The organism is Sphingobacterium sp. UBA7625 (assembly GCF_002484085.1).
Lineage (GTDB): Bacteria > Bacteroidota > Bacteroidia > Sphingobacteriales > Sphingobacteriaceae > Sphingobacterium > Sphingobacterium athyrii.
This window is the reverse complement of record NZ_DLJD01000029.1, coordinates 92,345-106,546: the sequence shown is the minus strand read 5'-3', so window position 1 is coordinate 106,546 and position 14,202 is coordinate 92,345. Positions and strand designations below refer to the sequence as shown.

15 protein-coding genes and 1 pseudogene are annotated in these 14,202 nt (G+C 39.5%); 15 read left to right on the top strand and 1 reads right to left on the bottom strand.

The genetic code is table 11. From position 1 onward, the window contains the following. The 15 genes and pseudogenes from B4G94_RS13745 to B4G94_RS13675 form a co-directional block, all read left to right on the top strand. Positions 1–348, top strand: a pseudogene (locus B4G94_RS13745) (molybdopterin oxidoreductase); the annotation flags it as partial. A gap of 29 nt (positions 349–377) precedes the next feature. Beyond that, a complete protein-coding gene (nrfD, locus tag B4G94_RS13740; protein WP_046674137.1) occupies positions 378–1,862 on the top strand; it encodes an NrfD/PsrC family molybdoenzyme membrane anchor subunit in 1,485 nt (494 codons plus the stop codon). Positions 1,863–1,868: 6 nt separating this feature from the next. Then, a complete protein-coding gene (locus B4G94_RS13735; RefSeq protein ID WP_108635997.1) occupies positions 1,869–2,405 on the top strand; it encodes a DUF3341 domain-containing protein in 537 nt (178 codons plus the stop codon). Between the two features lie 106 nt (positions 2,406–2,511). After that, positions 2,512–3,027 (top strand): cytochrome c, encoded by a 516-nt coding sequence (locus B4G94_RS13730; protein ID WP_313533445.1) that lies wholly within the window; start codon positions 2,512–2,514, stop codon positions 3,025–3,027. Between the two features lie 19 nt (positions 3,028–3,046). After that, complete coding sequence (locus B4G94_RS13725) at positions 3,047–4,282, top strand: quinol:cytochrome C oxidoreductase (RefSeq protein ID WP_286859549.1); 1,236 nt, start codon at positions 3,047–3,049, stop codon at positions 4,280–4,282. Positions 4,283–4,325: 43 nt separating this feature from the next. Then, positions 4,326–5,663 carry a cytochrome c oxidase subunit II gene (locus tag B4G94_RS13720; RefSeq protein ID WP_286859548.1) on the top strand — a complete coding sequence of 446 codons (1,338 nt, stop codon included), beginning with the start codon at positions 4,326–4,328 and terminating at the stop codon, positions 5,661–5,663. Between the two features lie 133 nt (positions 5,664–5,796). Next, a complete protein-coding gene (locus B4G94_RS13715; RefSeq protein ID WP_108635993.1) occupies positions 5,797–7,563 on the top strand; it encodes a cytochrome c oxidase subunit I in 1,767 nt (588 codons plus the stop codon). 80 nt (positions 7,564–7,643) lie between these two features. Then, a complete protein-coding gene (locus B4G94_RS13710) occupies positions 7,644–8,687 on the top strand; it encodes a COX15/CtaA family protein (protein WP_286859546.1) in 1,044 nt (347 codons plus the stop codon). Positions 8,688–8,760: 73 nt separating this feature from the next. Beyond that, on the top strand, positions 8,761–9,666 hold the full coding sequence (cyoE, locus tag B4G94_RS13705; protein WP_108635991.1) for a heme o synthase: 906 nt from the start codon (positions 8,761–8,763) through the stop codon (positions 9,664–9,666). Continuing rightward, positions 9,666–10,247, top strand: a complete 582-nt coding sequence (locus B4G94_RS13700; RefSeq protein WP_108635990.1) for a cytochrome c oxidase subunit 3 — start codon at positions 9,666–9,668, stop codon at positions 10,245–10,247. Before cyoE ends, B4G94_RS13700 begins: the two co-directional genes overlap by 1 nt. Positions 10,248–10,256: 9 nt before the next feature. After that, positions 10,257–10,991: a cytochrome c oxidase subunit 3 gene (locus B4G94_RS13695; RefSeq protein WP_108635989.1), complete on the top strand. Its 735-nt coding sequence runs from the start codon at positions 10,257–10,259 to the stop codon at positions 10,989–10,991. 27 nt (positions 10,992–11,018) lie between these two features. Then, positions 11,019–11,396 carry a cytochrome C oxidase subunit IV family protein gene (locus B4G94_RS13690; protein ID WP_077437911.1) on the top strand — a complete coding sequence of 126 codons (378 nt, stop codon included), beginning with the start codon at positions 11,019–11,021 and terminating at the stop codon, positions 11,394–11,396. A gap of 12 nt (positions 11,397–11,408) precedes the next feature. Then, positions 11,409–12,143, top strand: coding sequence for an SCO family protein (locus tag B4G94_RS13685; protein WP_108635988.1), 735 nt, complete (start codon positions 11,409–11,411; stop codon positions 12,141–12,143). A 4-nt stretch (positions 12,144–12,147) separates the two neighbouring features. Beyond that, the gene (locus B4G94_RS13680; protein WP_108635987.1) at positions 12,148–12,693 is read left to right on the top strand and encodes a DUF420 domain-containing protein; all 546 of its coding nucleotides are present in this window, start codon (positions 12,148–12,150) and stop codon (positions 12,691–12,693) included. A 20-nt stretch (positions 12,694–12,713) separates the two neighbouring features. Next, a complete protein-coding gene (locus tag B4G94_RS13675; RefSeq protein ID WP_286859541.1) occupies positions 12,714–13,169 on the top strand; it encodes an ABC transporter ATPase in 456 nt (151 codons plus the stop codon). 148 nt (positions 13,170–13,317) lie between these two features. On the opposite strand, the gene mtgA is transcribed toward B4G94_RS13675, so the two are convergent. Continuing rightward, complete coding sequence (mtgA, locus tag B4G94_RS13670) at positions 13,318–14,082, bottom strand: monofunctional biosynthetic peptidoglycan transglycosylase (protein WP_286859539.1); 765 nt, start codon at positions 14,080–14,082, stop codon at positions 13,318–13,320. Positions 14,083–14,202 lie beyond the last annotated feature (120 nt).

Genomic DNA, 14,202 nt, shown 5'->3' with positions numbered 1-14,202 from the left:
CGTTTTGACAACTACTTGAACAATGAGTTCACACAATTGGTATTGAATCCAGATGTGGTAACACGTTCACGTGGGGTAATGGAAAAATGTTCAATGTGTATCCAACGTATCCAAGCAGGTAAATTGCAAGCTAAGATCGAAAATCGTAAAGTGAAAGATGGCGATATCCAAATGGCTTGTCAACAAGCATGTTCGGCAAATGCAATCATCTTTGGTGACGCTAACGATCCAGAATCAGAAGTATCCAAAGCATTGCGCAATGAGCGTGTTTATTACGTACTTGAGGAAATCAATGTTCAACCGGGTATCGGTTATATGACAAAAGTTAGAAACACTTTTGAGGCGTAATCTTGTACAATATTTGAAATAAAATTACTATGTCATCGCATAACGAATCAATATTAAGAGAACCATTAATGACCGGTAAAGACATCACGTATGCAAAAATTACGGATGATATCTTACTACCGGTTGAAAATAAACCAAATAAAGCATGGTGGATTGGTTTTACCGTTGCTGTATTAGGTGCTTTATTATGGGTAGTTAGCGTTAGTTATACCTTTTGGACAGGTATCGGCGCTTGGGGTCTGAATAAAACTGTAGGCTGGGCTTGGGATATCACCGACTTCGTATGGTGGGTTGGTATCGGTCACGCTGGTACGTTGATTTCAGCTGTATTATTAATTTTCCGCCAGAACTGGCGTAACTCAATCAACCGTTCCGCAGAGGCGATGACGATCTTTGCGGTAATCTGTGCGGCTACCTACGTTGTCGCTCACATGGGTCGTCCTTGGTTGGCTTATTGGATTTTCCCACTTCCAAATCAGTTTGGATCACTTTGGGTAAACTTCAACTCTCCATTGGTATGGGATGCATTTGCGATCTCAACATACTTCACCGTATCCTTGGTATTTTGGTACTGTGGTTTGTTGCCGGATATCGCGACTATCCGTGACCGTGCTACTGGATTAAAACAAAAGATTTATTCTGTATTATCATTCGGTTGGAATGGTTCTGTGAAGACTTGGCAACGTTTTGAAATCGTGTCATTGATCTTGGCAGGTATTTCAACACCACTGGTACTTTCTGTGCACACCATCGTATCCATGGACTTTGCAACTTCGGTTATCCCTGGATGGCATACGACGATCTTCCCGCCATATTTCGTGGCAGGTGCGATCTTCTCGGGTTTCGCGATGGTACAGACTTTATTGTTGATCTTACGTAAAGTAATGAACTTTGAAAACTACATCACGATGTTCCACATTGAGTCGATGAATATCATCATCATGACGACTGGTTCTATCGTAGGTGTGGCTTACTTAACAGAGTTGTTTATCGCGATGTACTCTCGTTCAGAATACGAAATGTATGCGTTCGAGAACCGTATGTTGGGTCCATACGCATGGGCATACTGGTCGATGATGACTTGTAACGTAATTTCTCCACAGTTATTCTGGTTCAAAAAAATCCGTACAAGTATTCCGATCTCATGGATCTTATCTATCGTGGTAAATATCGGTATGTGGTTTGAGCGTTTCGTAATTATCGTGACTTCATTGCACCGTGATTACTTGCCTTCATCTTGGGCAATGTTCTACCCAACTTGGACAGACGTAGGTATCTTTGTAGGTTCAATCGGATTATTCTTTACATTATTCTTGTTGTTCTTACGTTTCTTACCAGGTATCGCTATCGCCGAAGTGAAATTGTTGTTGAAATCATCTTCATTACAACATAAAACTAAATTGGCTCAAGAAGGCGCATTCCCTGAGGAACAAGTTAAGTACTTCCAAGAGTCATTAGAGAAATATGATTCAGTGACAGAAGAAGAGATTAAAGAATTATCAGTTAGAAAATAATCAGCAATGAGCAATACAAAATATATATTAGGTAGTTTTGCGGATCCGGATGACATGATGCATGGGATCGACAAGTTGCAAGCAAACAATATAAGTATTTATGACTGCTTTACTCCGATGCCTATTCACGGTATCGAAGCGAAGTTAGGTGTGAAACCTTCTCGCTTGCCTATCGCAGCATTTTGCTTTGGAGCATTGGGAACGACATTAGGTTTTAGTTTATTGTATTATACCATGGTATACGATTGGCCAATGAATATTGGTGGTAAACCATCTTTTGCAATGCCAAACTTTGTTCCTGTAACATTTGAGGTTACCATCTTATTGTGTGCTTTGGGTATGGTTGCTACATTTTTCTTCCGTAACCACCTGTTCCCGGGACGTACACCTCGCGTGATGGACCTAAGAGCGACAGATGATCGTTTCATCCTTGCAGTAGATGCCAAAGAAAATGCAGATCACGCTTTGATCGATAGTTTATTGAAAGAAGCGGGTGCTGTTGAAGTTAAGTACAATGATAGAAAATATGTTAGCTATGAATAAGAAGAATTTACTTGGAACTGTATGCGCAGCTGTAGCATTAACAGCACTTGTTTCTTCTTGTGGTGATAAAACAACTCGTAGTACAGGTTTGGAATTTTCCCGTAACATGTACGATCCGCTTGCGTTCAATCCGGATCAACCCAACGCGAATTTTGCTGATGGAAAAACAGCGCAAACTCCGCCAAAGGGTACCGATCCAGTTGGATTCACTCGTTTCGAGTATGCCAATACATTAGAGGAGTACGAACGTGCGGGACGGGAAGTTAAAAATCCTTTGGTTGTCAATGCAGAAAACCTTGAAAAAGGAAAGGCATTGTTCACCACGTACTGTTCGGTATGTCACGGACCGGAAGGTAAAGGTGACGGACCGCTGACGAAAGATCGTAGTGTAACTGATTCTAGAGGTACCCGTCAATTAGAGAACTTTCCGCCGCCACCGTCTTATCATAGAACGGATGCGGCAAACTCTTCGAGAGGTGGTTTGATGGCTGACTTGACAGATGGTAAAATCTACCATACGATTTATTACGGACACAACTCCATGGGATCGCATGCATCGCAATTGTCTCCAGAAGAGAGATGGAAAGTTGTTATGTATGTTCACGAATTACAAAAGAAATAATCTAACATCAGATATATAAATGGGAACTCACAGTCATCATCACGATTATAATTTCAACGAGCGATACGAGTTTGCTGGCAAAGCTAAATTGTACAGTATTATCGCTGTTGTACTAGGCGTAGCTGCTGTAGCTTTCGGGTTGCTTTCGGGCGATTCGCATACTGTAGAGCGTACTTACGCCAACTTGTTATTGATGGGTTATTACTTTACATGTGTATGCGCAGCTGGAGCATTCTTCGTTGCCTTGCAATATGTAACACAGTCTGCATGGTCTGCAGGTCTGGTACGTATACCTCAGGCTATGGCAGGTGTTTTACCAATTGCATCCTTGATCTTACTAGTTATAGTGGGCTTAGGTCTGACTACACATAACTTGTATCATCACTGGCATGCAGATGGTCTTTTAGACCCCAATCATGCAAATTATGACCCTATTATCGAAGGAAAATCAGCTTACTTAAATGTACCTTTCTTTTTGACTCGTCAAATTGTATTCATGGGTATCTATAGTATTTTTGCCGTTGTCCTTGCGAAACTTTCTTATAAAGAGGATCTAGAAGGCGGTTTGACATCTTACAAAAAGTCATTCAAATTGTCAGCAATCTTCTTGGTTATCTTTGGATTTACAACACCAATTTGGGCATTCGATACGATCATGTCCCTAGAGGCACACTGGTTTTCTACGATGTTCGGATGGTATAACTTCGCAGCAATGTGGGTGAGTGGTATTTCATGTATCACGATTATCGTTGTTGTATTGAAGAAAGCTGGTTATATGAACTGGGTGAACGAAAATCATTTACACGATTTGGGTAAATTGATGTTTGGTTTCTCCATCTTCTGGACTTATGTTTGGTTTGCACAATTCATGTTGATTTGGTATTCGAACATTCCTGAGGAAACAGTTTATTTCTACAAACGTTGGGAACCTGAATACAAACCTTGGTTTTGGTTGAGTATTATCATTAACTTTGTGTCTCCATTGCTTATATTGGTAGATCGCGATGCTAAACGTAAACAAAATGTTATGTTGTTCGTAGCGATCCTATTGTTGGCAGGTCACTGGCTTGATTATTATATCATGGTTATGCCCGGTACTGTTGCTGAACATAGAGGATTTGGTATCATTGAAATCGGAACTGCACTTGGTTTCTTAGGTTTGTTCATCTTTTTAGTGATGAGTAAATTAAGCAAACAAGCCTTGGTGCCTAAAAATCATCCTTTCTTGGATGAGAGTTTACATCACCAGATATAGTTTCACTTTTAAAGGAAGGTTACGTAAAAACGTTATAAAAGAAATGAGCTTTAAATTAAATAATAGATTCAAATCCATCTCGGGTTTTGTGCTTGCACTAGGGCTGCTTTTTGCAAATCCTATTCTTGCAAGTCAACAAGATACAGTAGCATCTGATTCTGCTAAAGTGGCGACTACAGCGGTAGCTGCCCCTGCAGCAACGGATTCGGTTGCAAAAGATACAACAGCGGCAGCAGGTACTGCTGCTGTTGCATCTGCTAGCTCTACTACAGAGGCTAGCGCAGCTGCTCCTGCTGTTGAAGAAGTGAAGCAAATAGACCCTCAGGTTTATAAAAACTTCACATACTATGTGTTATTGTTCTTAGTCATTTGTACAATCGTTGCCGTTATTGGCAAGGTACTTTCGATCTACGAATTGACACGAAAAATGAACGGTAGATACAATCCTTTTGCGAATAACACATTCCAATCGGCATTGTTGTTTATCTTCTTGGTTGTATTTCTTTACGGTGTCTACTGGTCATACGTACATTGGGGGGCCGCATATTGGCGGTCTGCGGTGACAGAACATGGTTTACGTATTGATAACATGTTTATCATCACCACCGCAATTACAACATTTGTATTGGTTATTACACATATCTTGTTGTTGACGTTCCCATACATATACCGTATGCGCGCCAAAAGCAAAGCCTATTATTATCCGCATAACAATACTATTGAGAAGATTTGGACAATCGTTCCTGCTGTGGTTTTGACCGTATTGGTATTGTTCGGTTTCTTTACTTGGAGATCGATTACAAATGTTCCAGAGGATCTTCAAAAATCTGCATTGCAAATTGAAGTATTGGGTGAGCAGTTCCAATGGAATGTACGTTACCCTGGTACAGATGGCGTTATTGGTAAACGTAATTACAAAATGACGACACCAACAAATCCTTACGGGATCGATTTTAATGATAAAAATTCATGGGATGATATTCAAGGTTCTGAGATTTGGTTACCTGTAAACAAACCAGTTCGTTTCCATATCGTTTCAAAAGATATTATTCACTCTTTCTTTATTCCAGATTTCCGTGTTCAAATCAATGCGGTACCCGGAATGACCAACTACTTCCAATTCACACCTACTGTAACAACAGAAGAAATGCGTGATCGTTTGGGAGACTACAACTATGATTTTGTGATGTTATGTAACAAGATCTGTGGATCTGCTCACTGGAACATGCAAAAGAAAGTGGTTGTTGTAACTGAGGCACAATATAAAGAGTGGTTAGCTAAACAAAACAAATATTTTACTGAAGACCTACAAAAGGAATTCAGTGGTAAAACGGCTGACGTAAAAAAGGATAGCGTACAAGTTACAGCATCTTTGAACTAATTAAGAATTTTTGAATATAAAATCGAATATGTCAAGTACAGTAATATCGCATAGCGCTGAACATCACGATTCGCACGGACATCATCACGAGGAATCATTCATCAGAAAGTATATCTTTTCTGGTGACCACAAGATGATTGCCAAGCAATTCTTGATCACTGGTATCATCATGGCAGTTTTTGCGATGCTTTTATCAGTATTATTCCGTATCCAGTTAGCATGGCCGGATAAAGAATTCCCTATATTAGAAGTATTCTTGGGCAAATGGGCTGAGGGTGGCCGTATTAAGCCGGAGTTTTTCCTTTCCTTGGTGACGATCCACGGTACTGTCATGGTATTCTTCGTGTTGACAGCGGGTCTATCGGGTACATTCAGTAACTTATTGATTCCATATCAAATCGGTGCGCGCGATATGGCGTCGCCTTTTATGAATATGTTATCCTACTGGTTGTTCTTCATTGCATCAGTAATCATGATCGCTTCTTTCTTTGTGGAGAGCGGACCTGCTTCTGCTGGTTGGACAATCTATCCACCATTATCGGCTGTACCAACAGCAATCGCTGGATCTGCGACTGGTATGACTTTATGGTTGGTGAGTATGGTTCTATTCGTTGCTTCACAGTTGATCGGTGGTATCAACTACGTAAGTACGATTTTGAACATGCGTACAAAAGGTATGGATTTATGGAAAATGCCTTTGACAATCTGGGCGTTTTTCTTAACTGCGATCGTGGGTATGTTGTCATTCCCAGTCTTGGTATCTGCAGTGGTTCTTTTGATTTTTGACCGTGCCGCTGGTACGTCATTTTATTTGTCTGACTTGGTTGTACAAGGACAGATTTTACCTAACGAAGGTGGTTCTCCAATTTTGTTCCAGCACTTATTCTGGTTCTTGGGTCACCCAGAGGTATATATCGTAGTTATGCCTGCATTAGGTTTGACTTCTGAGGTTATTGCTACAAACTCACGTAAACCAATTTTCGGTTACCACGCCATGGTTTACTCGTTGATCGGTATCACCGTGTTGTCATTTATCGTATGGGGTCACCATATGTTTGTGACAGGTATGAATCCGTTCTTAGGTGGTGTATTTATGATTACAACGTTGATCATTGCCGTTCCTTCGGCTGTTAAGGCATTCAACTACCTTGCAACATTGTGGAAAGGTAATATCCGCTTTACGCCGGCAATGATGTTTGCTATCGGTTTGGTATCTTTCTTTATCTCCGGTGGTTTAACAGGATTGTTCTTGGGTAACGCGGCATTGGATATCAACTTGCACGATACGTATTTCGTTGTAGCCCACTTCCACTTGGTAATGGGATCTGCGTCCATTTTCGGTATGCTTTGTGGTGTTTACCACTGGTACCCTAAAATGTTTGGTCGTATGATGAACACGAAATTGGGTTATTTACACTTTTGGTTGACTTTCATCGGTGCTTACCTGGTATTCTTCCCAATGCACTTTATGGGTATTGATGGTGTGCCTCGTCGTTACTATGCATTTACTGAGTTTGCTTTCATGGCAAAATGGGTATCTGTGAATCAATTGGTAACTTGGGCGGCTATCATCGCTGCTTTGGGACAGGTTGCATTTTTATGGAACTTCTTTTACTCGATCTTCTTCGGTAAGAAAGCAACACAAAATCCTTGGCAATCAAACACCTTGGAATGGACTACTCCGGTAGAGCATATTCACGGTAACTGGCCGGGAGAAATTCCAACAGTACACCGTTGGCCTTACGATTACAGTAAGCCAGGTCATGGTGAGGATTTCATTCCTCAAGATGTTCCTTTCTCTGAAACAATGAGCTCGAATTTGCCTCATGATTTTGAAGGAGACGAGGAAGCTGAGCGTATCCAGGCAGAATGGAATGCGCAGAATGGTAGAAAAGACTAATAAGATTTAATGAAATAGAGTAGGGCTTGTACCTACTCTATTTTATACAAGTTTGTATTTTAAGAGGTAGGGGTAGTATTATGTTTCCAGCTGCTGAAAAGCGATTTATAAAGACCAATTTTATTACGATTATCGTATTATTCATGGTCATTATTGCTGGGGGTGTTGTACGGAGTACAGGTTCAGGCATGGGATGTCCAGATTGGCCAAAATGTTTTAACCGTATTATTCCACCCACAGATATTTCCCAATTACCACAAGGATATGAACAACATTATATTGAAGGAAGAGCAAAGAAGAATGAACGTTTCGCCAAGATTGTAGAATTTTTTGGTGATAAGGAAATGGCTTACAAGCTTCGTACCGACAAAAGTATTTTGCAGCATGAGGAATTTAATGTTGCGAAGACCTGGACGGAGTATATCAATCGTTTGGTAGGTGTTATTTCCGGATTTTGTTTATTGTTTACCGCAATTTATTCCTTCACATATATAAAATCAAAAAGTTCGATCGTTGTTTGGTCAGTGATTAATCTTTTTGTTGTGGTTATTCAGGCTTGGTTGGGTTCGATCGTCGTATCGACCAATTTGATGCCATGGATTATCACTGTACATATGCTCTTGGCGCTTGTAATTGTTTGTATTAGTATATACACTTACTTTAAAGCAGTTACTTTACGTGATAAGACCATATTGGTTAATCGTTCTTTAAGCGTATTGAAAGTTCTGGCATTGGCATCGATATTATTGATGTTAACGCAAGTGATCGTCGGAACGGGTGTTCGGGAGGAAGTTGATCTATTGACTGATTCCAACATTGCCCGTGCCGATTTTATAACAGCTATTGGCCAACAATTTGAAGTGCATCGATGGTTGGCATATTGTTCTTTGATTTTAGTTATTGTATTATTCTTTTTGGTCCGCACAAGTTTCAATACAGGATCTAAGCAGTTTAAATTTGCTTTAATCGCATTGATCCTCGTGGGTATCCAAATGCTATCAGGAATTATCTTAGCTCGATTTGCAATACCGGCATTTGCGCAGACAACACACTTGGTTATTGGGACACTTTTGTTTGGTGCTCAATTTTATCTGTTGTTGCTGTTAAATAAGCAGAGGCATTAATTTTGAAATTCGAGATGTTTATGTTAAAAACTATGTGTTTGAATACACTGGTAGTAGGAGGTCTCTTTTAATTATGAAAGAATTTATTTCAGATTTTAAAAAGCTAGTTAAGTTAAGACTTACGTTGACGGTGGTATTCTCCGCCTCAATAGCTTTTCTGATAGGATCAAAACAACAGGGTGAAATTTTCTGGATCAATTGGTTGTTGTTGACTGTGGGCGGTTTTCTGGTAACAGGTTCTGCCAATGGTTTTAACGAGATCATCGAAAAAGATCTGGACAAATTGATGAAACGTACGGAGGATAGACCGTTACCTTCCGGTCGGATGACAACTGGTCAAGCTTTGGTATTGAGCGTCTTTATGGGCATACTGGGTACCTTGGTATTGGTTCGCTTAAATTTTGTGGCGGGCTTATTGTCGGTATTTTGTATCCTACTTTATGCATTCATCTACACACCTTTAAAAAGAAAATCACCAATAGCCGTTTTTGTAGGGGCTTTTCCGGGCGCATTTCCACCATTAATTGGTTATTATGCAGCCTTTTCACAGGATGATCTTGCCTATTACAGTGGACACAACGAAGCCGCGATTATTATTATTCCCTTTGTTTTGTTCGCGATTCAGTTTTTATGGCAGTTTCCACATTTTTGGGCAATCGCCTGGGTTGTGGATGATGACTATAAATTGGCTGGTTTTAGGTTGTTACCAACTACAAAACGTGATAAGATATCGGCCTTTATGGTATTTATTACAGGATTGTTAATGATTCCTGCTGGATTTATACCTTATTATTTTGGCTTTGGTGGGATTTGGTTTACGATAGTGTCCGTCATTGGTGGATTGATGTTTGGGTATTATGGCTATTTGCTTTTTAGGAATTGTGATATTCCTTCGGCAAAGAAAGTTATGTTTACATCTTTCATCTATTTACCTGTTACACAACTCGTATTATTGCTTAACTTTATTCCTTTGAAATAATGTTAGATATACAGGCACAGACTGACGAGAAGTTAGTACAGAGAAAAGCTCAGAAATTCAACCTTTGGTTGGGTATGCTGGGTATGTTCATGATGTTTGCTGCGTTATCCAGTGGTTTCATTGTATATACGGCGAGTGGCGTGGACAAAGGGATCAAGACCCTATTACCAAATGCACTGTTGTATAGTACAATTGTGATTGCGGTAAGTAGTCTTACGATGTTTTTAGCGCATAAAGCTGCTAAAAATGGTGATTCTTCCAAACAAAAGGCATTGTTGATGGTCACTTTTGTTTTGGGTATCGTATTTTTTGCGTTACAGGTACATGCTTGGAACGTATTAATCGAAAGAGGTGTTTATTTTGTGAATAACAATGCATCCCAATCGTTTATTTACGTTTTTATTTGGATGCACTTGGCACATATTATTGCGGGTTTGATCGTTTTGATTGGCGCGATTATAGGAGTTAACAAACTTCCTAAGGACGGCAATCTTTTCCGCATGGATCTTGCCAGTATTTTTTGGCATTTTCTCGATCTTTTATGGATTTATATATATGTTTTCTTACTTTTGAATCAATAATAGTAAACAATGAGTACAACAGTATCGCAATTGGATAAGGTAAAAACTGGTCCATGGAATGGTGGAAAATCACCTTGGAACTTAGAGTATGGAAAAATCATGATGTGGTTTTTCTTGGTAGGGGATGCCTTCACATTTTCTGCATTTTTGGTTTATTACGGCGCACAACGCTTTTCTCACCCAACTTGGCCAGATCCTGATAAGATTTTCCAATCTATCCCGGGTATTGCGGAGCATGGTCAACCTTTGGTATTCGTAGGTTTGATGACCTTTATCTTGATTATGTCTTCGGTAACGATGGTTTTGGCCGTTGAAGCTGGTCACCGTAATCAAAAAAATGAAGTTGTTAAATGGATGCTATGGACAATTTTGGGAGGTATCTGTTTCGTAGGTTGTCAGGCTATCGAGTGGACTCACTTACACCACATGGGTTTCTGGTTTGGTAAAAATCCAGCTACAGGTTTAGAAGGTGATGCGATTAAAACCGCGTTGTTGCCATACTTTACACACGATATTTCCTATACGTCGGCCTTGCAATTTGCAAACTTGTTCTTCACGATTACAGGTTTCCACGGTTTCCACGTTACTGTAGGTATTATATTAAACATCATCATTCTTTGCATGACGTTGAATAATACTTTTGAAAATCGTGGTTCTTATTTAATGATTGAAAAAGTAGGTTTATATTGGCACTTTGTGGATTTGGTGTGGGTATTCGTATTTACATTCTTCTACTTAATCTAATCACTGTATTATTAATTTTAGATCGCTATGTCACAATATCAAGATAATATCGCTCACGGAGAGCATGCTCACGAAGGTGGGATGGATAAGAAAGCCATCTGGAGAGTATTTGGCGTACTTTTGGCGCTTACTTGTCTAGAGTTCTTAATTGCATTAGGTTTTGTTCACCACTGGCAAATTTTAGCCAAAGGTGCATTGGTAAATACTATTTATATCGTTTTAACTTTGGTTAAAGCATATTATATCGTTGCATTCTTTATGCACTTAAAATTTGAAAAATCGAGTTTCATCGTTACAGTATCAATAGTCTTTATTTTTATTATTTATTTTATCGTCCTGATGCTAGTTGAGGGAGGTTTCTTGGCTGGTGCTTTTCAGGAGCATCAATTGTTTCCAAATAAATAGATAAAGTGAATAATGGATAATAATAATACTGGACAAAAGAAAGGTATTAAAACTATATTGATCCTGGCAGTAATTCTTTTATTGCCAGGATTTTTATATTTTATACTAAATAAAAGTGGTTCCAATAGCTACGTTTCCTTACCTATTTTCGGTAAAAAGGAGGTTCCCGGAACAACACACCGTAAATGGGGACGTGATATTCCCGATACCATTTATCATACCGTTCCGCCCGTTGATTTTGTGAATTATGACGGCAAGCCTGTGCGCCTAATGGATAGTGATACGACCTTGTCCGTGGTACATTTGATGTATTCAAGAGATGCTTCATTGTCGCGAATGATGGTGAAGAAGCTGGATCAGATTGCCAATCGCTTTATTCATAATAAAAAGGTAAAACTGTATTCGATCACCGTGGATACTGCGTACGATACGCCGGGGGTTCTGACGAAATACGTAAAAGTTTACAAACCTTGGACTAAATCCTGGTTTTTTGTGACAGATCCTAATGTCGATATCTTTAAATTTGCCAAAGAGAGTTTATTACAGGATGCGTTGGTAAACAGTGATAAGAACAAGCCATTTATTATCGGTTCGAATTATCTCTTGCTTGACACAAAAGGACGGATTCGCGGCATGTATGATATTAATGTAAAGACAGATGTCGATCGTCTTGAAGACGAAATTAAGTTACTGTTGGTGGAAGAAATCCGAAACCATCCAGCCACAATAGAACAAAAGAGATTTTAACATTATGGAAGAGAGCCTTATTAAAGAAAAAAAGTATAGTAAGTGGATTTGGTTGCTGTCTATTGTGATTCCAATAGTTGTCGCTATTTTGTTTACTGTGAATTTACAAAAGCTAGGTTATGACGTGAAGCCGTTGACTTTTCTGCCGCCGATTTATGCGACGATCAACGGAGTAACCGCGGTGTTGTTATTTTGGGCGGTAGCTGCAATAAAGAAGGGGAATAAAACTTTGCACGAACGTTTGATTAAATGTTGTATTGCCTGTTCCTTGGCCTTTTTGGCGATGTATGTGGCCTATCACATGACATCTATTGAAACAAAATATGGAGGAGAGGGAATTTTAAGACCAATCTATTTCTTTATATTGATCACACATATTCTCTTGTCTATTATAATCATACCGTTTGTTCTTTTTACTTTTGTAAGAGGTATTTCGGGATCTTATGCGCGACACAAAAAGTTGGCACGGATCACTTACCCCATGTGGCTCTATGTTGCAGTGACAGGCGTCATTGTTTATTTGATGATTTCACCCTATTATATAGGTTAATTTAATAAAGGAGAGTGCTTATGAAACGTATTTGGATATATCAAGCTGATCGTATACTTTCGGTTGAAGAAGGAGAGCAAATTTCGATGGAATTGGCCTCTTTTGCTGAGCAGTGGAAAGTGCATGGCAAGCCTTTGTCTGCTTCCGCTGAGCTTCGTGATCATCTTTTCATTATTTTGAAGGTTGATGAGGATATTGCTGCGGCTTCAGGTTGCTCTGTAGATAGCTCTGTTCGTTTTCTGAAAGGTATAGAAGAAAAGTACGGGGTACAACTTTTCGATCGTATGCAATTTGCGTATAAATCGGCGAGCGGCGTCGCGGTAGTCAACCGTTCAGGTTTTGAAAGATTATTGGCCGCAGGTGAAATAAATGATAACACACTCGTGTTTGATAATACAATTACTTACGAGCATCAATTGGATAACGCTTGGGTGGTTCCTTTTAAAGAGAGCTGGCACAAAAGATTATTTGCATAACGAAAATAACATATAAAAAAAGCCATTCATAAAATGGCTTTTTTTTTGCTACAAGCGATCAACAGTTGATGTGTTCGGGCTGGTTATCCGAATACCATTTACTCTGCCTATTAAAAAGTTTCTTTTTTATCTTAATGATCGCTGTGCACTATTCCGGAATGGTATAATGATGCATATATTTGGCGATTGCATTTGCTCTTCTGTTGACATATGAAGAAGGATTACGCGCATCCCATTCGCGGGGATTTGGCAGGATTGCGATGATCAATGCCGCTTGTTTTTTGGACAGATTGCTTCCGGTTTTGCTAAAATAGTATTCAGCAGCTGCATCTGCTCCATAAACTCCCTGTCCCATTTCAATGACATTGAGATAGACTTCAAGAATTCGTTTTTTACTCCAGAAGGTTTCAATGAGTACCGTGAAGTAGGTTTCAAATCCTTTTCTTAACCAAGAGCGACCTGGCCAGAGAAAGACGTTCTTAGCGACCTGCTGACTGATTGTACTTCCGCCACGGAGCTTTTTACCCTGTGCATTTTTCTTGATGGCATTTTGGATACCTTTTAGGTCAAAACCCCAGTGCGTCATAAAATGGGCATCTTCACCAGCAATGGCCGCTAGCTTTAAATTGTCCGAAAGTTCGTCGTAACTCAACCAGTTCTTTTCCAATTTAAACCCTTTACCCTGTTCCTTGAGTTCAAAGCTACGTTGAATCATCAGCCAGGTAATAGGTGGGTTAATAAAACGTAAGCTTATTACCCAAAAAAGGCTGATGCCAATAAAATAGAGGACGACTCTGCTTATGATGCGCAGAACGGGTGATTTGATAGACTTCAACGGATTGAAGGAAACTTTTTTAAAGGTATTTTTTTGTTTGCTGGCAGTATTTTGCTTACCAGATCTTTTGATGGCCATGACTAAATTTTTTCGGATACAAACTTAGCGTATATTCTTGTTTAATGGAAATGATTTTATCGAGAAGTTGAGGGTATTGTTTGCCAAAGCGACGATATTATCCTATTTTTACGCTTCACA